General features: G+C 56.5%; 13 protein-coding genes, 3 pseudogenes and 1 other annotated feature. Of the genes and pseudogenes, 3 read left to right on the forward strand and 13 right to left on the reverse strand.

Features of this window, described 5'->3' with window-relative positions; all coding sequences use genetic code 11:
* Window positions 1-95: 95 nt before the first annotated feature.
* Window positions 96-841 (forward strand): annotated as a pseudogene (locus GA0061105_RS30435) (IS630-like element ISRel6 family transposase); the annotation flags it as partial.
* 808 nt (window positions 842-1,649) lie between these two features.
* On the opposite strand, the gene GA0061105_RS30445 reads toward GA0061105_RS30435, so the two are convergent.
* The 7 genes from GA0061105_RS30445 to GA0061105_RS30470 all read right to left on the reverse strand — a co-directional run bounded on the left by GA0061105_RS30445 (window position 1,650) and on the right by GA0061105_RS30470 (window position 10,274).
* Window positions 1,650-3,356 carry a ComEC/Rec2 family competence protein gene (locus GA0061105_RS30445; protein WP_092754945.1) on the reverse strand — a complete coding sequence of 569 codons (1,707 nt, stop codon included), beginning with the start codon at window positions 3,354-3,356 and terminating at the stop codon, window positions 1,650-1,652.
* Window positions 3,357-3,367: 11 nt separating this feature from the next.
* A complete protein-coding gene (locus GA0061105_RS30450; RefSeq protein ID WP_245304446.1) occupies window positions 3,368-5,440 on the reverse strand; it encodes a gluzincin family metallopeptidase in 2,073 nt (690 codons plus the stop codon).
* A gap of 52 nt (window positions 5,441-5,492) precedes the next feature.
* A complete protein-coding gene (locus tag GA0061105_RS30455) occupies window positions 5,493-6,422 on the reverse strand; it encodes a hypothetical protein (RefSeq protein WP_245304447.1) in 930 nt (309 codons plus the stop codon).
* Between the two features lie 256 nt (window positions 6,423-6,678).
* Window positions 6,679-7,161, reverse strand: a complete 483-nt coding sequence (locus tag GA0061105_RS30460; protein ID WP_141130256.1) for a hypothetical protein — start codon at window positions 7,159-7,161, stop codon at window positions 6,679-6,681.
* Window positions 7,162-7,222: 61 nt separating this feature from the next.
* Complete coding sequence (locus GA0061105_RS30465; RefSeq protein WP_092754954.1) at window positions 7,223-8,485, reverse strand: phage tail tip lysozyme; 1,263 nt, start codon at window positions 8,483-8,485, stop codon at window positions 7,223-7,225.
* Window positions 8,486-8,517: 32 nt separating this feature from the next.
* Window positions 8,518-9,597 carry a hypothetical protein gene (locus GA0061105_RS32650; RefSeq protein ID WP_208601717.1) on the reverse strand — a complete coding sequence of 360 codons (1,080 nt, stop codon included), beginning with the start codon at window positions 9,595-9,597 and terminating at the stop codon, window positions 8,518-8,520.
* A gap of 488 nt (window positions 9,598-10,085) precedes the next feature.
* Window positions 10,086-10,274: a hypothetical protein gene (locus GA0061105_RS30470; protein ID WP_092754957.1), complete on the reverse strand. Its 189-nt coding sequence runs from the start codon at window positions 10,272-10,274 to the stop codon at window positions 10,086-10,088.
* Between the two features lie 89 nt (window positions 10,275-10,363).
* Between GA0061105_RS30470 and GA0061105_RS30475 the strand changes: the two genes are divergently transcribed.
* Together GA0061105_RS30475 and GA0061105_RS30480 are read left to right on the forward strand one after the other, a co-directional pair.
* Window positions 10,364-12,619: an AAA family ATPase gene (locus GA0061105_RS30475; protein ID WP_092754960.1), complete on the forward strand. Its 2,256-nt coding sequence runs from the start codon at window positions 10,364-10,366 to the stop codon at window positions 12,617-12,619.
* Window positions 12,620-12,684: 65 nt separating this feature from the next.
* Entirely contained in the window at window positions 12,685-13,671 is a 987-nt protein-coding gene (locus GA0061105_RS30480; protein WP_141130258.1) for an HNH endonuclease family protein, read from the forward strand.
* Between the two features lie 461 nt (window positions 13,672-14,132).
* Here the strand turns inward: GA0061105_RS30480 and GA0061105_RS30485 are convergent.
* The 6 genes and pseudogenes from GA0061105_RS30485 to GA0061105_RS30515 all read right to left on the reverse strand — a co-directional run bounded on the left by GA0061105_RS30485 (window position 14,133) and on the right by GA0061105_RS30515 (window position 21,174).
* Window positions 14,133-15,356, reverse strand: a pseudogene (locus GA0061105_RS30485) (IS3 family transposase).
* Window positions 14,959-15,075, reverse strand: a sequence feature (AL1L pseudoknot). It overlaps the preceding pseudogene by 117 nt.
* A gap of 283 nt (window positions 15,357-15,639) precedes the next feature.
* Entirely contained in the window at window positions 15,640-15,996 is a 357-nt protein-coding gene (locus tag GA0061105_RS30490; RefSeq protein WP_092754966.1) for a type II toxin-antitoxin system HicB family antitoxin, read from the reverse strand.
* Window positions 15,993-16,247: a type II toxin-antitoxin system HicA family toxin gene (locus tag GA0061105_RS30495; protein WP_092755016.1), complete on the reverse strand. Its 255-nt coding sequence runs from the start codon at window positions 16,245-16,247 to the stop codon at window positions 15,993-15,995. Before GA0061105_RS30495 ends, GA0061105_RS30490 begins: the two co-directional genes overlap by 4 nt.
* A gap of 644 nt (window positions 16,248-16,891) precedes the next feature.
* Entirely contained in the window at window positions 16,892-17,653 is a 762-nt protein-coding gene (locus GA0061105_RS30505; protein WP_245304448.1) for a hypothetical protein, read from the reverse strand.
* Window positions 17,653-18,741, reverse strand: coding sequence for a DNA adenine methylase (locus GA0061105_RS30510; RefSeq protein ID WP_245304449.1), 1,089 nt, complete (start codon window positions 18,739-18,741; stop codon window positions 17,653-17,655). The genes GA0061105_RS30505 and GA0061105_RS30510 overlap by 1 nt, the downstream gene beginning before the upstream one ends.
* 375 nt (window positions 18,742-19,116) lie before the next feature.
* Window positions 19,117-21,174: pseudogene (locus GA0061105_RS30515) on the reverse strand (AI-2E family transporter).
* Window positions 21,175-21,263 lie beyond the last annotated feature (89 nt).

Genomic DNA, 21,263 nt, shown 5'->3' on the forward strand with positions numbered 1-21,263 from the left:
CCGGCCAGCGCCGGGCAGGCCAAGCGCTGATCTACAGCATATGGGGGGTCAAAATTGGACGCCGATAAGGGGTGAACTTTGGACGCCGATTGACATTCATCGTCGAGCAGATCGAGCAGACATCACATCTGACGCTACATCGGCTGAAGGATGAGTTAGCCGCCCGCGGTGTGAGCGTCTCCCACAATGCCATCTGGCAGTTCATGCGCCGCGAGGGCTTGAGCTTTAAAAAAAAACGCTGTTCGCCCTTGAACAGGGCCGCACCGACATTGCCCGCCGCAGAGCCCGCTGGAAAGCCTGGCAAGACCGCTTCGATCCGAAGCGGCTCGTCTTTATTGACGAGACCTGGAGCCGCACCAACATGGCGCCGTTACGCGGCTGGGGGCCGAGGGGCAAAAGATTACGCGGCTTTGCCCCGCATGGCCGCTGGCGCACCCTCACCTTCCTCGGCGCCCTACGCTGCGACAAGCTCACTGCGCCCTGCGTCTTCGACGGTCCCATCAATGGCGAATGCTTTCACGCCTATGTCCGCCAGCAGTTGATCCCGACCCTCAAACCTGGCGACATCGTCATCCTCGATAATCTCGGCTCTCACAAAGCCAAGGCCATCCGCGATGCCATCAGGGCCGTCGGCGCCAGGCTCTGGTTCCTGCCGAAATATTCCCCCGACCTTAACCCGATCGAGCAGGCCTTCGCCAAGATCAAGCACTGGATGCGCCAAGCGCAAAAGCGAACCATCGAGGAAACCTGGCGCCATCTGGGCATACTCGCCGACACCATCAAACCAGAGGAATGCGCCAACTACTTCTCAAATGCTGGCTACGCTTCTGTCAAAACATGAAAGGCTCTAACGATCCGGATTGACTATTCTGTCAATGGTGAGCTGGCATTTTGCATGCGGCAGGCGAAAGTGGCTTTCGATCAGTCAGATCCCGCGACCGCCATCGAAGTCGGCTGGATACCGTTCAATCTAAAGGAATTCTCAGGTCTTGGGCACCACGCATGGAGGTCGCAATAGACCACCATGTTGCGGTAGCTTTACGCAAATCGGGACGGAAGCCTTTAGACATCTCGGGCGCGACTGCCGGCATCGCGGAAAGAAGGAAGTGTAAGACCATCGACGCGCGCAGGAAGGTCCAATCGGAAACGAATGCACGACTTCTCCCACTGGCTTAAGTCGCCCTACCAGGCTCCTCCATGTCGAGCGCTTCGATCAGGCGATTCCCGTCGTTGTTTTCGGCCCATCTTTCAGCGAGAAGAGGTCTTCAAAGCGGGCACTGGGTGTTGCGGCACCGGCGATCATTTCCGTCCCGTACGCCTCAAGCCAGGCGGCCCTGATCTTACGAACACTTTTCCGAGTGCCTTCGACACACCAATCATCTCGTCGAGATTAGAACTTGTATCGAGCATTCGCGCTCCAAAATGAGACTGTTCGGCCTGGCGGACAATCTCGGTGAGAACCTGGGCCATCTCAACGAGATTCCAATCGCAATAGCCCATTATCCAGCTGGTCGCGCGTTCGATTCCTTTCACCGCCATCAGACATGACAAACTCGCCACAAAATTACCTCTCCGGCGTCTTCATCGTCTCTGCAATCATCTTCTGGTGCGCTGATCCTAGACCCTCTACAAACAGTCGCGGTCTCGCGTCAGGGCACGATACAAATGTCGAAAAACAGCCTTTCACCACGATTACGGTCCTTGAAGGCCTTCCATTCCTGATCGCTCACGCCGTCGGGCTTTACCATCTGGCTGAAGTCCGTATCGGTCTGGAACACCCGCCCAGCCGCCTTCTTGACGAGCGCGTCCTTGATAGCCTTCAATGGATGGTCCCAGCCCTTCTGGGTCTCGGCCCAGGCCCTGACGGCTGTTATGAGTGCGGTGAACTCGCGGGCATGCTCGCCATTGCCCATCCAGGAAAGATTGGCCTTCTTCTCGTCGGCCGCACCGTTCAACGTTGCGTTGTGACTGCCGTGATGGCCGCATTTATAGAGGACAGTACGCGCCAGAAGGTCTCGCGTAGTGATTTCCTTTGTGCCGTCGCGGAAAGGCTGATCGTCCCAGGACAGCCAGTTGCCGCGCTGCGCGTCGGCGGCGAACAACAGGACCTTGCCGCCAGGCGTGAGTTCGAAAGCGAGCACAAGGCTCGAATTGTTGGTCTGGTCGTTCATGTCGAGTGCGACATGCTCGGCCGCGTTCAACCAATCGTCGTCGATGCGCCGGAACTTAGCATTTTCCAGCACTTCATGGGTACTGTCCTGCGCGGGCGGCTGCACGTTCAGAGCGTCCGCTGACGTTCCATAGGTCTTCTTGAAGAACTTGTCTGTCCTCGGGTCGATACCGGCCTGCGAGAGCGGGACGCGGTATTTGGCGGCAAAGGGCGAGCCGGCGCCTTCCGGTCTTTCCTCAGCCCCGCCGTCACCGGCCATGGCCAGAGCGCCGGAGGCGCCGGACCCTATGCCGAAATGGAACTCCTCGTCGCCCTCGGGATCCAGCGAGGCAAGAAGCTCGGGGTCTCGCGGCGGCCCTAGCGCAAAGGCACGCGCCGTGCTCGCCCCGGGCACCTTGATGATCGTGTCATGCGGACGGATATAGCGAACGCCCTGCCGTGCCTTTTCCTTGAATAAGCGCATCGATTTGACATTCTTGGAGTCGCCCTCCGCGGCGGCAGCAAGGGCGCCGGCCATCGCGAAAGCACTGGGAGCACCACCCCCGTCAGCGTCCGTTTGCACGTCCTCGTCGCCTCCACCCAACTCAAAGGCAAGCATCTCGTCGATCAGTTTGAGCCGTTCCGCTTGCTCCGCACGCGCGCCCTCCGGCAGGGCCATCGCCAACTGATTCAGCCGCTGCCGGGCGCCGATCAACCCCATGATGCTGCCCTTGAATTTCCTGCGGAGGTCGTCGGCAACGTCGTCTTCCGGGTCCTCTGTCCAAGCGAACCACGTCTCGCCTATCTCAAGCCCGTCATCCTTGCCGCCGAAATTGGCCTCGGTGATCGCGTTCACATGGTCCTGATGCTGATGAGTAATGATCGCTACGTCGACGCGCCCTCCTGTCGCGGCCGCGATATTCTGGGCAATTTCCTTGACCGTCGGCTGATCGGCCTCCGGCATAAGATTGAGTTGGCCACCAGGTCCCGGAGGCCCCTTGCGGATCATTTTCGTCGAACCGGGCTTGTAGCCGCAGTCGATCAGCACATAGGCCGGCTTCGTTTCAGTCTCGCCCGCAAGCCCGAGCAGGAAGCAGTCGCCGTGACCGATGCGATACATGCGCACGACCGCGCCCCTCGGCGGCGGGATGAGGCGCTCGGCCCCTGGCGCAGTCGCACTCGACCTGGAATTGGCTCGTCTGGCCATAACCCGTCCTCCTATCGATGCAGCATGGCGAAGGGTTCACGGGCGCGCATGGCGTTGCGCGCCATTTCGAAGGCATTGCCCGGCTCGAGCCCACCCCCGGTCAGGAAATTGCGCACGCGGGCGAGTTCCTGGTCGTCATCGATGGTTCCCGCCGTCCGGATGACCCGGCGGATCTCCATGGTCCTTGGATTGATCAGCAGTGTGCAGCCGGACCGATAATAGAAATCCCCTCGTTCCTTGTCGGGGATCGGTGTCGAGCTCGCGTCCTTCTCGTGCTGTTTCGCCTCGTCGAGATAGCCGCGTCGCCTCTGCGTGATCTCGACCACCAGTTCCGACGTCGTCCAACCCTGGCGGCCCCGGCGGTTGGCGGTGCGAACTGAATGGACTTCGAACTTATAATCGTTGCCGTCCTGATAAACAGTGGGCTTGCGCTGCGGCGTGACATTGGCCGAACGGATCAGGCTCGCGTTGTTGTTCCTCACGATGCCGAGCGCATGGGCCAGCACCTGGCTGTCATCGTCGAACCATTTCCAGAAGATCTGCGACATTTCCTCGGCGTCACGCCATATCTTGTAGCGGTCGGTGTCGTCGAAGTGCACTGGCTCGAGATCAGCCGGCGCAGTGCGTGCGGCCAGAGACATGTCCTGGTCGGACGTCTTCTGGTTCCAACGCTCGTCGCTGCGCACGCTCTCATACTTCGCGTTCATAGACTGGAGGGCTTGATTAAGGCGCGCGATCCGATCTTTTGAGTCCTCGTCCTTGAGTGGGTTGGAAAAAATCAGTTCTGTGATCAAGTCCTTGGCCGACGGCCAAAGGAGGCTCTCGACCGACATAGAGCGCATGCCTCGCGGGTGAATACCCCAGGCACGGAAACTCTCGACGAAGGCCAGGCGATAGCCGAGAGGGTCTTCCGGATTGAGATCCGTGTCGGCGGTGACCAGTGCGCGGAGATAATCACCGAAGGTGATGCCTACCGGTGGGCAATAGTCGATCGCGCGGATGCACATCTGCAGCACATAGGCCGCGCAACGGGCCGCCTCCTCGGCTAGGCGCGCGGCGAGATCTGGATGGATGTCGCCGGCCCGGAGCACACCCGTGCCTTCGCTCGCGATCCTGAGCAGGTCACGGCTGCGGGACTTATAGACCGTAAGGAAGGCTCGGAACACGGCGGCGACAAGGATGGCGCCACGCGCGTGCGGTTCCGCCGTCTTTTCGAGTGCCCGCACATCCGGTTCCGTCGGCCTCCAGACATTGGTCTTCGGATCGCGGGTGCCGAGTGCGTCGCGTAGCGATCCCCCGCGACCCGAGGCGAGCCCGAACTGTTGCGCCAGCTGCCCGAGCAGGCTCTCGGCCTCGAGATCGCCGCGGGTACGGGCAATCTGGTCGCGCAGCGCCGTTGGATAGCTGAAGTGCTGGAATAGTGCCACGATATCTGCAAAGGCTTCGTGGAAGGCAAAGACATCGGGGTTGACCGGCTCGTTGAACCGTGGATGCACGCCGTCGAGCAGGGCATGTGTCGTCTCATGCGCGATAATGTCATGGGACAGGCAGGTATGCACGAGCGTGCCCGGCGTATTGTCCTTATCCTTGCGACCTACGGGGAAATAGCCGAAGAGCAGCGCCTTTTTGTCCGGGCTGTAATAGGCGTTGCGGTCCCTCAGCGCATGCGGATAGATCCGCAGTCGACGAACAAAGTATTTCTTCGGACCGGTTGGCTCCCGATGCGGCGACCAGAGCGCGGTACGTCCAAGCGCCTGCTGGAAATGGCCGATCGTGGTCATCGCAACAGCATAAACCATCTGCTGATGGAACTGCGGATTGCCTTCGGAGGGTGCGTGCCCGTCCTGGGCGAGCAGCCATGTGTCGTTGAGATCGACAGGTGCGTAGATAACCTCGCTCGCCGGATCGATGTCGACGACCTCGATATATTCTCCCACCGGCCCCGGCTGGAGATCTTCCCACGGAACTGAGATCGAAATCTCGCCGATCCCCGCCAGATCGAAGCGCGCCGCGATGCTCGGATCAAAGGAGAATATGCGCAGCCGCCGCGAAAGCGGCTTCTGTATCAGGTCCTTGTTGTCCATCATCCCCTCCACCAACTAAGCGGAAATGGTTTCTGGCCTTGCTGCCAACTCTTCAGAAAGCGAGTGTGACCGACTGCACTCCGGGCTGCACGTCGACGATCTGCGAAACCTCCAGGCTTTTGCCGTCCTTCAACGCCCGCGCCACGAGCTTGCGGGGGCCGGCCTTCACATTCTCAAGGCCAATACGAGCGCCCGGACTGCGGGCGACCTCCGCCTCGTCGATGAAGATCACGGCCTCACCGTCGAAATTGCCGGTCAGCGTAAGATTGATGTGGCTCGGCTTGAGCGTCGCCTCGATCCTGGCTGCAGCCGCTACCGCGTCCTGCACCGCTTTCTCCGCTCGCTTGAGTTGTTCCTCAAGGCCGGTGGTCGCCGAAGCGCGGCCTTCCTTTGCGGCGGTCTCAAGCTCCGAAAGCGATGCCAGGAACTCGGTCCGCCATTCCGTCGCCTCGCCGTTGCTGAGCTTGTCGAGATCCACCAGGAAGGCCGAGCAAAGTGCGACGATCCTGTCGCCGGCTGCCGCGGTCGCCGTGACATCGCCATCGAGTGCGACGGGGATCTCCTTGAAGACTTCGAACTGGAACTTGCCCCAGAGGTCGCGCATCGCAAGGATGATGGTGACATGACGGAAGTAGGCGCTGACCGTATCTGTGGCGCGTTCATAGAGGCTCAGCGCGGCCACGAGCGAATAGAGGAAGAGGGCGATCAGCAGCAGCCACTTGTCGTGCTCGGTGCCGGGGGTTGGCGGGACGAAGCGCAGGCCGGTACCTACCGCCGTAAACAGAAATGCCAGTGCCGCAGCCCACGCAAGAAACTGACGCGATCCGTGTACCCACTTCGAACTCTTCCGGCGCAGCGTCTGATAATATTCGAACCGGTTCCGACGGATGGAATCAACTTGCGACAGGGCCGACTTGATCTTCTCCGGTAGCGGATAATCTTGAAGTTTGAAATCCACCGTGGAGAACGTGTCGCTGGTCATGCACCCACCCATTCGCACCGCATCGACTTGGTTCCGATCAAAACTCAGAAAAATAACCACCCGACCCCATGAACGGAGCGCAAGCACGTGTACCACAAATACAATTTTAGGTATAGATATAATTGGCGCTACTACAAAATATCTTGCAAAACATTGATATAGTTGAGGAAGTAGAAAAAGATGAAAACCATATTCGAAACGCGAAATGTTCAACCCAACTGAATGTGTAGCAACTGCGCGCGCTGCCACACCGCCATTACTCTGCGTCCGAAACATTCATTAAGATTTCGTCGCATGTTGTGATGAGTATTCGAGACGAACCAAAGATAGCGCTCATTGTTAAGGTCCATGCATCATAAACTCGACCTTTACGCCATTCGACGCATGGTTCTTGAACATTGTCCCCAGACGACAACTCCGGATACTGCACGCAGCGCTCCAAATAGTTGCGATAGGCTTGCAGAGCTTCTGCTTCGCGAGTGGCTTGCTTACTCCATCGTATCTGAAGGGCGGCGTATGCTAGGCCGATGGCTGTCAAGAGTGTTCCGATCGCTGCTGAGATCGAGGAAATTGTTGTATAGTCGCCGTCAGTCAAAGCCCGATCAAGGATCTTTCGGGTCAAGTCAGCGAAGCCGATAGGCAGTTCGTTGAAAAGTCCAGCGGCTCTGGAAGACATCGCCGTTGGTTTCACCTCCAGTCGAAGCGCGAAGAGCATCGTGACCCGAAGCTCGGCAGCCACGATGTTTGGATTCGCCGCGACCAACCTGATTCAGAAGTCTCACGTCGGACGTCGACTTGGATCAGGCAATCAGCGTCTGAGCGACCTTAAAGCGCTTCTGGGTCTCTCCTGGCTTGTCTGCAGGCTTCTCGAAGTTGAATACAAAAATTTCGACCGCCTCATGCAAACTGGCGGTTGCCAGGAAGCGGGCACGGCTTTTCTTGAGGTACGGCTTCTGGATCTCATCAAGCATGATCTCAATGTTTCGGTCGGGATCCAGAAGCTCTGCGTCGCTATGACCAGTTCCAACGCCGCCGTTCTGGTTCAATTGGAAGAGGCCAAAGCTCCGCTCGCCGCGCAGGTTGGTGCTTAAAGGGTTCAAATTGGATTCCTGAATGGCATTTGCGATCGCTGCGATCTGTTGCAGCGTTCCGTACCCGCGCGATGCGAACCTCTCTGCGATCTTGCGTGCCATCGGTTCGCGGGACCGTAGGATCTTGGGCGAGGAGAAGTTGATGTCACCAACCATCGTCGGAGCTAGGTCCGTCAGCTGGCGCAGCTTCTTCATGAAGAGCTCGGCCTGTTCGCTTATGATGACATCAACCGAAGCGAAGCTTTCATTGAGCTTTGCTTCGATGGCTGCCAAAATGTCTTTGACCGTCGAACCGTTGAGAAGTGCTGCATCTCGGCCGGTTAGGTTCGCGAGGTCGATACGATCGGTCTGGGCTTGGGCAGGCGCGATACCTTTGATGAGTGCGGCGGCGTCTTGACCATCATTGCCAATAGCTTGGCGAGCCGCTAGGAAACCGATTGTTTGAGCGAGCAGGAGTTGAACCATCGATACATCTGTCGCGAGCGCATCACTAAGGGCATCAGCCGTCTGGGCCGCCATGATCGCGAAAAGCGTGCATTGTGCCCGCCAATCGCCAAGTTCAGATAAACTGTAGGCGATCTGATACTCAGGATGGTTGGCATTTAGTATCCATTCCTCATTGGTGAACGCGAATAAGCCGTTGGTTTGCGGCCCCTGCGCGTCAATGATGTTTGTACGCATCTGTGCGATGGCCATTAGGTAATAGGCATTGCCGCCATAGTTTGCCGCAAGTTCCACGCATTCCGCCGCCACAAGGAGTTTGTCGAGAGGGCCGACTGTGTCCCTGGTCTTATCGATGGCCTCGTCTACCACCCATCCCCTCTCGCCGGTGGCGTCGATGAGGATTTCAGTGAATGGGAGCTTTTTGTCGTCCAGAACCGTAACCTTCGTGCCGGAAGGCACTGATCTTATAATCGCCGCGTCGAGCGACGGTTTATCCCTTAGTACACGAGCGACTTTCATCACAGCCATCGGAACATTCCTTGCTCGGTTTTAAGTTTGAGCTATCTGCTCAGATTGCCAACTGAATAGGCGTCGGCGACACCCCGTTCCGCACACGTCTTGCCCGGACTTAACTCTGATTTTTCTTTGAGAAGCCGAATATCAGTTTCATTGATGCCGCCCGCGCTCAATACGTCGGGCCTGTTGTCGCCTCGGCCTTTATAAAAGTCTCGAATAGCCATGCGTGTAGTCGCCCCCAAGCTTCCGTCCGGTGGCGCCACGCAAAGATAGGTCTGTATCTTGCTCCAGGCGACTGGACTTACTCCATCTTCTGCAGTCAGTCTCGTTGGTGCACGAGTACGCGGGAGCGGGGCTGTCACGCTTGGAGGACGCTCAAATGACCGGGGAGGCGACCGATTGCCATCACTAGCTATCCTGAGGTCGACCCCAGAGCCGCTAGCAGTCGGGTTAGCAACAGCAACTGCTGAGCCTACGTGCTCGACGAGTTCGCCTTCGATTGTGGCCGGAAGACACAGGTCAAGATATCCACGAATATACCCATAGGCGGCAGGGGCGCTGTCGATGCTACCCTTTTGCCTTGCTGTGCCATCGCGATAGGCGCGAGCTAATTCCCCCACAAATTTCTTGGTTGTCGCAGGAGGCAACTCGTAAAGATATGTACCTGCAACCACGTCAGTAAGGTTTGACGCTAACCCAAAAGCCTGCGCCACGACTGTCATCGAAAGCTGAGTGGCACCGGTGACACCGAGAATAGCATTGGTCGTCTGTCCAAAGGCGGATATCCCAGATTTCGCAGCTTCGCGTTGGCGGTTCAGCTTAAAAAGCGAGTCAAAATAGGCAGAACATCGGTCATCGACATAGTTGTAGCCCGCCAAAGTCACGTCATACCAATTCGGCGTACCGCCGTAGGCATACTCAGCGTCTGCACGAAGCGAATCCATTATGCTTCGGCGGTCCATGGACTTTTTGGCCACATCGCTTGCGCTGAGCGTAGGCTCCACAGCCACTGGGGTCGTAGCAGTGCAGGAAGCAAAGAAACTGGTGGCAATCAAAGGTACTACGAGACGATACGCCCTCCGGAAAATCACGCTGCTCTTCGTGAACGCAACTGATACTGCCATTCGCTACCCTCGGAGTTCTCTGGCGTTTCGCTTGCAGAAGACGATAAGATCCGCAGTCTACCGACGGAAATTAGCATAGAAAATCTCTCCCGGAATCGTGAAGAGTTCCAATAAAAACTATTAGCGCACTGCCTCGACAGTGCCCGGCAGTGGACGAATTTGGTATTAATGCTTAATTCCCTCGGATCGTACAATATTACTCGATAAAGTTGATTGCAACAATAAACTTGAAGGTCAGATCCAAGCGAGCAAATAGGCTATAATCAGATTCGGCATTTTCATATTCAGCAATGCCATTAGGAGCCCTTCCCTTACTTTTGTTAGGGAAATATGGGCATAGCGAAAGCAGAGGATATGTTTCAAAACTCCAATCAGCACCGTTGACCCATTTACTTATCCATTTTTGCCCCACAGATGCGGTAGATCAGCGCTTGGCCTGCCGCCTGGGCGGGAAGCGTTTTTTTCCAGCGCGCCTGAAGGAAGTCGAACTAGTCTTGGATCGAGGATTGGATGGAAGTGACGGTCACTCGGATGATATTCCCAATGCCTGCATCACGCTCCACGAACCATTCGCGATATTCGTCGAGTGGCCCGAACCAGATCTTGGTCTTTGCCAGCACAAGGTGCTGGGCCGGCAGCGTTACGTCATAGGGTTTTCGATAGGCATCGTATGACACCAGCGCTAGACACCGGCATGTAAACCAAAGGTAGATTTGCGCCAATTTCAAGGATATGTTTTACGTTTTGGGTAGGGGAGCTCAAACCGATGATTAGGGTCGACCGGCAAAACGTTCCTGCGCCAGCTATTTTACTGCGAAGCAAAGGCAGTAAAGCAGAACGCGAGTTTAAGGCTGCGGCGGAGTTTTACTCAAATTACGAGCGCAATCGCCAGCGCGGCGGCTTCGATTTCAAGCTCTATCGCCATTCTTCTGTTAGGAAAGCGCTGCATGAACTGTTTCATGGCAAATGCGCCTATTGCGAAACGCCACTCACGACCGGGCCAGGCGATATTGAGATGTACCGTCCAAAGAGCGGCGTTATCGCTGACGATGGCACGCATCTGCCTCTCCATTACTGGTGGCTGATCAACGAGTGGTCCAATCTCTATCTGAGCTGCGCCGATTGTAACAGGCTCTCTTTTCGCGGTTCAGGAGATACCAAGACGCGATCTGGTAAGGGTGGACGGTTTCCTCTCAAAGACGAAAAGCTTCGGGCGCATCCGCTTGACCCAATTGAAACCCTCGGCGACGAACAGCCGCTTCTCCTCGACCCCTGCAACGACGATGTCGAAACCATCCTGTTGTTCTCAGACGACGGTCTCGTTTCCAGTAAGGATATCAGAGGTTTGACGACCATAGAAATCCTCGGCCTGAACCGGCCGGGCCTGGTGGAGGCACGCCGGAGCACCGCACGCATTGTTCAAATGCTTCTCCAAACCTTGCAGGGGTATGCCGGAGGCTCCGAATCTGACGGTTTCGCGCAGACTATAGTCACGCAGCTTAAGGAAATGATGAGTCCGACTGCCGCTTATGCAGGGATGTGCAGGCAGCTCGTGAACGCGGCCTTGGCCGGGCTGCCGTCCAGCGAGGCCGCTATGCTGGGCAATGCTACGGCATTGCTCGGTCTTCGCCGCCGTCAGACGAGCCGAAGTGAACAGCGCGCGGCAAAGGTCGCACTTACGCAATTTCAAAGCGAACGTGAAAGCTATTCCCTGGAAGATGACGGGGAACAGGGCACTACCGCATATCTCCGCGCCGGTAGCCGGTTTGTTGAACGCATCAAAGCCCAGAATCTCCGGGCTATCTCAAAGCTTGATCTCAATGTTGCCGATACGGCGGGACAGGCACCGTGGCTTATGCTGCTGGGCGAAAATGCCGCCGGCAAGAGCACGATGCTTCAGGCGCTCGTTCTAGCACTTGTGGGTGATCGCTATCGCAATCAACTGATCGATTCGCTTGGACTGGAACCGAGGACAATGGTGAAGGCCGGAGCCTCATTCGGCGAAATCAGCGTGAAACTCAGCGGCGCCACGGAACCACGCGTTCTGCGGATCTATGAAGACGGAAGAATTGAGACGACCGGGCGAGAGGCGCAGCTGATGCTTGCAGCTTATGGCTCGACGCGGCTTCTTCCGAGACGAGATGGCCCGAAGCATCAAGGCACCAATTACGCTCGAGTCGAAAACCTCTTCGATCCCTTCATCCCGCTTGTAGACGCCCAAGAGTGGCTTCTTGAAGCCTCGCCAGCGGAGTTCGATTACGCGGCTATCGCCATCAAGAAAGCCTTGGCAGTCGACCTTGATCGCCAGCTGGTAAAGAGGAGCGGCGAAGTCGGCCTCACTGAGCAAGGGAAATTCACGCCGCTGGCTCGGCTCTGCGATGGCTACCAAACGGTGATCGCCCTCATAGCGGACATCTTGTCGCTTGTTCTCCCCGCTTGGAAAACCCCTGAGCTTGCCCAAGGTCTGGTGTTGATCGACGAAGTCGGCAACCATCTTCATCCTTCATGGAAGCTTCGCTTCGTCGAAAGCATGCGTTTGATCCTTCCCGGGATGCAGGTGGTTGCGACGACCCACGAACCTCTTTGCCTGAGAGGCTTACGTCACGGCGAAGTTGCCGTTCTGCGTAAAGGGCCGCGAGGGGGCGTAAAATTGGTAGCGGACTTGCCGCCCATCGAGGGGCTGCGGGTGGATCAGATCCTGACTTCGGAACATTTCGGTCTCGCAAGCACGCTCGACCCGTCTCTGCAGGCCCGCTTCGACCGCTATTATTTACTTCTACGAAAGAAAACCCCGACTCAGACAGAAAGCGCCGAAATTGTTAGCCTACGCGCCGAAATCAACAACGCGCAACAGCTGGGCAACAATGAACGTGAGCGTCGCCTCCTCGACGCTATTGACCGCTTCCTCGCTCGGCGCCCGGAACTGACTGCTGCGGATATTGCCCGTGGCGAAGAGATGCTTGACGACGAACTTTCGGAAATATGGAGCGAGGCAGCGCTATTGAGTGGGTCAGCGCAATGATTCGTGTCGTGCGCGTCCCCGCAGTATCCGCTGAGGAATCTTTGGAACGCATTGGGCGCAGCGGCATGTCTGAGCGCGAACACGCGCTTTGGCACTTTGGCGGAGTGGAGCCTTCCAGACGACCACTCCCTCGCCGTCCCGATAAAGCTCCAAACTTCACCGCATACAAATGCGAAGCAGTAAAAAAAGCGCTTTCTGGCTTGTTCGGCACAAAGTGTGCCTATTGCGAAAGTCCGTACGCGCATATCACCGCGATGGAGGTCGAGCATTTCCGGCCGAAGGGTGGCTACATTGACGATGACGGCAAATTTCGGTCACCAGGATATTACTGGCTTGCTGCAAGCTACGACAATCTCTTGCCGTCCTGCATCGACTGCAATCGGGAGCGGAAGCAATTCCATTGGACGAAGGACGGCCGACGTGTGCTGACAAAGTCGGGCAAGGCTAACCGTTTTCCAATGGCTCCCGGAACCCGCAGAGCAAAAATTCCCGCAGATCTGCCGAAAGAGAGGCCCCTACTTCTCAATCCTTGCACCGACTATCCCGACCAGCATCTGCGCTTCTTCGCCGATGGATTTGTCGAGCCAGCGAAAACCCCTCAAGAAAATCGGATGCCGAAGGGACGCGCGACGATCGACATCTATGGGTTGGTGCGCGACGCGCTTGTGTCCGAACGACGCAAATGGGCGACCCTGATGGAAGCCGCAATGCAGGGTGTACTCACTGCAGATCGAAATCTCCGCGAACATCCGCAGGACCCAGCGATGGTTAGTCAGCGCACTAACGCAGAGAATGCACTCTCTTTTTTTCTCCGGCCTGATTCGCCATATTTGGCGATGGCTAACGCGATGGAATTCACTTTCAGAATCGTACGTGCAGCCGCTCGAGACTATCATCTGGCTCGCACGGCGTGGAGCCATTCGAAAGACGCCCAAGATAGAGCAGCTCTGGTGCAGCGCGTCGCAGTCCTACAGCAGATCATGACCGATGCTACGCTCGATCTAGCATTGGTCGCTAAGCTCTTCAAACAGGCGGGGATCCCGAACCTCTAGATGCGGAAGCTTCGTCTTCCCTTCCTGGATCGCTCTGAGAAAACATAAAGCACAAGGGCAGGTGGTGTCACGATGTCCGGGCCGGCTAGGTCGAGATCAAGTCCGAAACCTCTTCGCTCTGTCTCGTTCGAAACACTCAGCCACGGGTGCGATCGCACACCGAACGCCGTTGCCGGTTTGACCTCCCGATCCAGGCATCGGTTTAAGATTTGCTGGCGAATCTCACCTGACGTCATCTTGCCTCATTCAAAGACAGCAAGCGGAAATCCATCGTGTTCGGCATTGAGTCGCACTGTGCGGTCCGTCGGGCAAAGGCAATAAATTCCGATGTCAGCTGTCGCTTTGCTCCTAAAGGGCAGGCATTGAGGTGCGATTGACATTGGGGAGAGATCGGTTTCCAGCACTTCAATTCACGCTCGAACTGAACCGCGCCGGGTTTACCGGAGGCCGTTTGGTTTAAGTTATGCGGCCATGGCCGTTGCGTCCAGCATGGCGTAGTAGCGTTCTTCAGCCTCGGCTGGCGGTATGTTTCCGATGGGCTCCAGAAGTCGTCGGTGGTTGAACCAGTCGACCCATTCCAGAGTGGCGAATTCCACCGCTTCGAAGTTCCTCCATGGCCCGCGCCGATGAATGACCTCGGCCTTGTAGAGACCGTTGATCGTTTCTGCGAGTGCGTTGTCGTAGCTGTCGCCGACGCTCCCGACAGAGGGCTCTATGCCAGCTTCTGCCAACCTCTCGGAGTAGCGAATGGACACGAACGCCCCTGTCCGAGTGGTGCACGAGGCCGCCGCCATGAACGGGACGCCGATCATGAAGTGCCTGCTCAAGGGCATCGAGGACAAAGCTTGCATGTGCCGTCCGGCTCGCCCGCCAGCCAACGATACGACGGGCGAAAACGTCGATCACAAAGGCCACGTAGACGAAACCCTGCCAAGTGGCGACATAGGTGAAATCCGAAACCCACAGCCTGTTTGGTGCTGGGGCTTTGAACTGGCGGTTTACCCGGTCAAGCGGGCTCGGAGCCGTCTTGTCCGAGAATGTCGTGCGGATCGGCTTTCCTCGAATGATCCCCTGCAGGCTCATCGATCTCATAAGCCGAGTGACAGTGCAGCGGGCGACATCGAAGCCTTCACGCTTCAATTGCCTCCAGACTTTCCGAACGCCATAGACGCGGAAGTTCTGCTCGAAGACGCGGCGTATCTCGATCTTCAGGCCGATATCGCTGCGGGCGCGGACCGACAGGCGATCCACATCCAGGCGCTTGGCGACGTTCTCGTAGTAGGTTGACGGGGCAATCGGCAATAGTCTGCAGATCGGCTCGACCCCGAACACGCCACGGTGTTCGTCGATGAACGAGATCATCGTTTGAAGGGGCGGTCGAGCTCCGCCATCGCGAAATAGGCCGGGGCCTTGCGCAAAATCTCGTTGGCCTGACGAAGCTCGCGGTTCTCCCGCTCAAGAGCCTTCATCCTCTCGGCCGTATCACTCGGCAAGCCTGCTCGTTTGCCGCTGTCGATCTCTGTCTTCTTCACCCATTCGTGCAACGTGGCAGGCGAGCAGCCAATCTTGGCCGCGATAGATGAAACGGCCGCCCACCGCGACGGGTGTTCTGCTTCGTGATCCAGCACCATACGGATGGCGCGTTCGCGGACTTCAGGTGAAAACTTGTTCGTTGTCTTGCTCATATCGGCTCCACTTTCTCAGAAGTTGGAGCCTCCGGCAAACCCGGCACGGTTCAAAACATTCTGCGATGTGTCCGATCGATCACTATCAGTCGAGAGAGGACATGCTGGGCAGCGACAGCCAAAAGGCGCTCGGCCTTCTGATATTCTCTCAAGTAATGGTGCATGGTCCCCGGGGTGCGGCTTGTTGCTATGGCGTTCACGGTTTAGCCCAAGAAAATCGCATAATGGATCGAAGGGAACACCAATTTATCGGACACGCCGATGGGCGGTACGGTGAAGGGAACTACGCCGGCAGGCGCGCCTCGGCATAATGGTCGGCGGCCTCTTCCAGCACCTCTTCTGCCCACTGATTCAGACTCTTTCCCGAAAGCTCAGCAGCAAGAGCTGCTCGGCGATGGACTTCGGGAGCGACACGAAACATCATTTTCCCAGAATAGGGTCGCTGAGGCTCTTTGCCGATTTTCCTGCAGGTCTCCAGGTAGTCATCGACTGCCTCATGAAAGGCTTTCTTGAGTTCAGCGACACTGTCACCGTGAAAGCCGATTACATCCGAGATACCTGCAATCCTGCCGAAAAACACATCGTCCTCAGCGTCGAACTCGATGCGAGCGTGACATCCGTTGTAGGTCATGATGTTCATGGCGTTACTCCAATCTGCATCAGGAAGTCGTGAGCATCGCGCACCTGATAACGCTTTGCTTCCTTGTCCGGATGTGGTCTATAGAAGCTCGCAATGATCCCGTCTTTTTCAAACTTAACGCGGGAACCGTTCCCCTCAATGAGGTCGGCTCCGGCAGCCACAAGCAGATTCTCTATAGCGGCCCATTCAATGGTTCCCGAGACCGGGTCCTTGAAGACCGCCGCGAGAGTCTTTCTCTGCTTGCTGTTCATGCTAGCAGATATAGAGACGCTTGCTGATTATGCAAGCACAAACTCAACAACCTCTTGAATTCATTCCAAAGGTCGAACGGGGGCGTGGTGGGGCAATAATCACGGGTCGGCAGTTCGTATCCCTTCAACTGCACCAGACGTCGTAAGACGGGGTTCAGGTTCTGCTCTCATCAAGGCGAAGTGTTGCTGAAGCGCGCTGAAATATTGGTCTGTAGCTGAATTGCTGCGTCCTGATCCAACAATGACGCTGACAAAACGAAGGGAAGGCGGTAGCCTCGTAAAGACCAGCCAATCACAAAACGTGCTTCACTTCATGCATATTGACACCGAATACCATGGCGAGCTTTCCTGAAATCCATACAAGTGGAACAGGTAGCCAGTATGCAGGAACTTTAAGGTGCAAAAGCTTTGAGATCGGCTGTATTTCGGCTCCGGATGCAAGTTTTTTACGTGCTCAGTTTCAAGCCATTTGTGAGATGACCAGCGCCGGGGCAATGGTCCGCCGCGCATCATTCTGACTGGGTACCACAACCGAGACTTTAGCGGAAATGTGTTGCTTGTTGATGGCGAAGTTATAGGGAAGTGGACTTCAGATGAGTTTGAGTGGTGCCATTTCACCGCGTTTGACAGCGCTGAAGTAACCCTCAGTGCGCCATCTCCGTGGATGTGGCATGACGCAATCGCAGAGTGGAAAGCCCGCGACGATGCACCCGGACAGGCTTAGTGATGAATAGAAGATAGGTGTCTCGACGCATTGCGTCGATGATGGCGTCGAGGTCACCGATGTCTGTCATCTTCGAACCAGTGGCCCCGTAACCCTTCACTTCGATCACGATCCGGGGTCGGCTTTTATCGGGTACGGCGACATCGCATTTAGCCGTCTTGCCGTCAGCACCCGTGAATGTGCAGCGGGTGTCGTAACTTACTCCGAAAACCTCTTTGACCATTGCCTCAGCGAAATCTTCAAGGCCGCGCCCGCGACGTTGTCCCTGAATTGCAGATCCTCTGCCAGACCGAAGGCGCTCGACAAGAATATCGCTCCAAACCGGTTCATAATTCACGGTAGTCGCCATTGCCTCGCGAAGTTGAAGGTTTTCCAGCGCGGAGATAAATGTTGCTCGATCGGATTTGTAGCGCTTAACGCCGATCCCACCCTTTCCAAGGATTCGCGTAAGCTCCGCTTCCATACTGTCCTTCGAAAGGGCGAGAAAAAGCCGGCTGCAAAGCAGACCCCGTTCGAAATCCTGATCTAGCAATGCTTCGATGTCTGAGCGCGAGTAAGAATCCCTTTTTGGGATCTCTGATAAGGCGGCAATCGCTTCAGCCGCCTTGTCATCCATCCAATCAACGGCGAGAGGGCTGAGGCTTTCAACGACTTCTTCCAGAGTCTGATCTTTCGACCGCATTATTGCCCCACAATCAGATATTCAGTGACGGTGGCGCGCTCCACCTTGCTGTGGGTGCCAAAATGATATCGGTGCGGCTTCTCGAAGACTGTAACTGAGGTCTTGTGCTTGCCCATCAACTCGACAAGCTGGTCAAGATCTGGGAAGCCGTTTGAGCTGTACGAAAGTGCGATTTTGCTTTTTGCAAAGCGGGCAAACATGCGGTCGAATGCGTCGACCGCTTCTCTGCGGTAGCTGAATGGCGTGTACTTTTTAGCGATCTTCTTTACCTTCGTACTCGGATCGATGGGCAAGCCTTGCCAGTAGCAGGAGAGGCCCTCCAAGAAGTGGTATCGCTTCGTGTAGCAGTTGTCGTCTGATCTCGGCACGTAGGGAGGATCCAGATAGACAAGATCAACCCTTTCGTTCGACAATTCGAAGATATCCGAGCGAAGAGCCTTATTCCGGCGGCCGTTGTCGAAAACGGCGTTGTTGTATACCTCGATCTGTTCGAGGAAGTGCTCCTCGACTGAGAGCCTGAGATCGCGGCGCCCATCATCGTAGTGCGACAGATCGCCGGAAATCGTGAAGACGCCACGTGGCTGGCGCTTGAGGCAAGACCGAAACAGGGCAGCAAACGCCAACGCCTGCTCATAGGGATCCTGCAGTTGCCGGATGTTTCCCGAAATCCGGTCCAGGAACTTTAGGTCTTCCGTCTTGTAAAAGACGCCGTCGAAGTTCTGTTCAATGAAATTGTGTGCGGGCGGGGTCCCATCGATCAGACGGCGGATCGCTTTGCCATCCAAGTGCACTTTGTTGTTTGCGATGGTTGCGCGAGCGACCAGGCTCGAAAAGTTCATGAAATCTGAGGCTACTACACGGCGATCCATTGATTTCAAAAGGTAGCCAACACATCCAGTGCCGCAAAACGGATCCAGCACGCTTTCAAAATCGACCCCGTTCAGAGTCTCGAATATCCAGGGCAGTAGCCGCGACTTCGATCCCATGTAGCGCAGATCGGGGTAATGGGTTGCGCGGCTTGGGATCTCGTTTGGCTTCTGCCCGGCTGCAGGTACTCGAAGCGGTACGACATTGGATGCCAAATTCACTTGGAGCCCCCTATTCATGATAGTTCAACCTCAGCAGGGCGAGTGATGACAGAATCGCTCGCTGGTTAGGAGATTATGGTGTAGCCGATGTGCGCTACATGATCAAAGGCGGCAAACCAATTCAGTTGCTCTTACGCGGTTCAGCCATTGTCCAGATGCCAGGAAGATCCCTAAAGCCCCGGCTCCGAGCCATGCCAGGCGATCTGTGATAAATTGACCCGCCCAATTGAACTGCGGTAACCGCGAACGCGAAGAATCCGGGCAGGCGCCAGGCCAACAGCCTGCATTTCAGCTATTTTGGCCCCGAAATCGAATAGTCCTGCAAGGCCGGCCGACCAGAATACGGCTCATGCATATCCCGCCAAGACTTGCCGGCTAACTTCCGGACTCCGCGGCGTTTATGCTTGTCTTGTTCGAGGATCGCCTAGTACGAATCTTGCGCGCGGGCGTCACCAATGATGCCGGTGCATCGGCGAGTGCCGCGCGGGCAGCCGAGGTCAAGGTAGTGGCAACGAAATCCGCCTCCAAAAGAGTAGGCGGTTGACTTTCCTCCTGGTTTTCCACCCAAAGGACCGCGCCGACGCGAATGGCCGGGTATATGCGCTTGAACCGACGAATAAGTATGCGGGCGTGCCTTGCCGAGTCCTCGTTGAGGAAGCAGACCACGATGGCGATCGATTGTTTCGGAACGAGGCTCATGGCGCGACGATTGGGGATGTCAGAATGCCTCGCTGCGACCACCTCGGCTCCCTGTACCTGAAGAACCTGGGCGAGCATCGCAGCCGACGCGTCGTCCAGCGGACCCCTGCCTCCGATGCAGAAGACGGTCTTGCCACGTCCGTCAGGTAGTTCGCTTTCATCTTCATTGCCTTCCTTGGGGTGAGTGTTGGGCCGCCCTGCCACTCCCTTCTCCTTCTGTTCTCCTTCCTTTTCCTCCTCTTCCTCTTCTTCCTGCGCAATTTCCCCAAGGTTCGAGGCCAGTGTGATGGCGGTCCCGAACACCTGTTCCATCTGCTCCGCGGTCAAGACGCCTCGACGCCTATCCTTCTCCGCGAGTAGAAGGGCGGGGATGGCAACCTTGCCATAGTAATCTTCAAGATAATCCTCCTCTAGAAATTCCTCAGCATAATCGGTCGCCTCGTCGGGATCGCCGGCAAGAAGTCGCTGGTACAGCCGTTCCTTGGGATCGAGCACCGGGTCACTACCAAAAACCACCTCAAGGAACTCGAACTGGGGGACGTACCGCCCTAATACTGCAAGGCACACGGTCAACGGCGTGGACAGTACAAGACCGACCGGCCCCCACAGCCATGCCCAAAAAATCGCCGCGACGATGATTGCCAGCGGAGAGAGTCCGGTACGAGAACCATAGAGCCACGGCTCGATGACGTTGTTGCTGGTCAATTCCAGCACGACGAAGATGGCCCCAACCCAGAGAACAAGGCTCCAGCCAGGGTCGACGGCAAAGGCCAGGAACAGCGGCAGGACTGTCGCGATTACAGGCCCAATATAGGGGACAAATCGAAGGACGATGGCCAGCATCCCCCAGAGCGCTGGATTTGGTATGCCAACCGCCCACAGTCCGAGCGCCAATGGAACGCCGTAAGCGCAGTTCACCACCAGCTGCATAAGAAGATATCGCGCGACGCGGCTTCCCGCCTCCTGGATGGCTTCTGTTGTGCGGTGCAGATCGCCATAACCAACGAGCCGAATAAAGCGATCGCGAAGCTCTTCCCGCTCTAACAGCATGAATATTACGACGACGATGATCAAACCCAATGAGGCGATGGGGCCAAGTAGAGGGCCAATCAGGCTAGTAAGCGTTTCAATTGGTCTGCTAGGCGCGAATATTTCGACGAGCACGGGCTCCCTCGGTCTTGATCCGGTACCTGGAGCAACTGGGCGCTCCTCGGCGTTGCTGAGCTCACGACCGACGCTCTCAATGACGGATGTCAAGCGCCGCACAATACCGCTATCCATTCCACTTTCCTGGAGAGACCGAATTTTCGCTATAATGTTGCCCTGGTAGGCCGGAAGGTTTTGGGCGACTTCGGCAACGTGTCCCGCTACGACAAGCCCGAACAGGGCGAGCACAAGAAAGGCGAGCACGACAGTGACTACTACCGCCGAAATACGGGGCAGGCCAAGCTTTCGAAGACGAGAGGAGATGGGAGCCAATGCGAACGTCAACAGGACCGCGATTGCTAGAGGAAGAAGTACTTCCTTGCCTAAATACAGAATAGCAATAACAGCGAGTACACTCGCGAAGGCAGGCATTCGTGAAGGGGAGGATGGCGAGGTCGAATAGACGCGACGGGGGCCGAGTTCATTTTCCAATTCCGCCTCCGTGATCTTTGGCGTTACTCGAAGACATTGATGTGTCCGTCGCTCTCGCTAAGTCTTTGCAATTAGGGCGCAGTGTGACCTCGGCAATGGTTATGACGTACCTCACTTGACGGCCTTTATGGCGTCGTGTGAGGAGGTGACCGCACGGGTAAAGAGACGCACAGCAAAAAGCCGCA

Origin of the sequence: Rhizobium aethiopicum (assembly GCF_900094625.1) — a bacterium.
GTDB lineage: Bacteria > Pseudomonadota > Alphaproteobacteria > Rhizobiales > Rhizobiaceae > Rhizobium > Rhizobium aethiopicum.

What these genes read in the sequence shown, in the direction of transcription:
- GA0061105_RS30495 (WP_092755016.1), bottom strand. Translation starts at nt 16,247, where the DNA reads ATGAACAGCAAGCAGAGAAAGACTCTCGCGGCGGTCTTCAAGGACCCG.
- GA0061105_RS30480 (WP_141130258.1), top strand. Translation starts at nt 12,685, where the DNA reads ATGTCTGAGCGCGAACACGCGCTTTGGCACTTTGGCGGAGTGGAGCCT.
- GA0061105_RS30490 (WP_092754966.1), bottom strand. Translation starts at nt 15,996, where the DNA reads ATGAACATCATGACCTACAACGGATGTCACGCTCGCATCGAGTTCGAC.
- GA0061105_RS30450 (WP_245304446.1), bottom strand. Translation starts at nt 5,440, where the DNA reads ATGGACAACAAGGACCTGATACAGAAGCCGCTTTCGCGGCGGCTGCGC.
- GA0061105_RS30465 (WP_092754954.1), bottom strand. Translation starts at nt 8,485, where the DNA reads ATGGCTGTGATGAAAGTCGCTCGTGTACTAAGGGATAAACCGTCGCTC.
- GA0061105_RS32650 (WP_208601717.1), bottom strand. Translation starts at nt 9,597, where the DNA reads ATGGCAGTATCAGTTGCGTTCACGAAGAGCAGCGTGATTTTCCGGAGG.
- GA0061105_RS30505 (WP_245304448.1), bottom strand. Translation starts at nt 17,653, where the DNA reads ATGCGGTCGAAAGATCAGACTCTGGAAGAAGTCGTTGAAAGCCTCAGC.
- GA0061105_RS30445 (WP_092754945.1), bottom strand. Translation starts at nt 3,356, where the DNA reads ATGGCCAGACGAGCCAATTCCAGGTCGAGTGCGACTGCGCCAGGGGCC.
- GA0061105_RS30455 (WP_245304447.1), bottom strand. Translation starts at nt 6,422, where the DNA reads ATGACCAGCGACACGTTCTCCACGGTGGATTTCAAACTTCAAGATTAT.
- GA0061105_RS30475 (WP_092754960.1), top strand. Translation starts at nt 10,364, where the DNA reads ATGATTAGGGTCGACCGGCAAAACGTTCCTGCGCCAGCTATTTTACTG.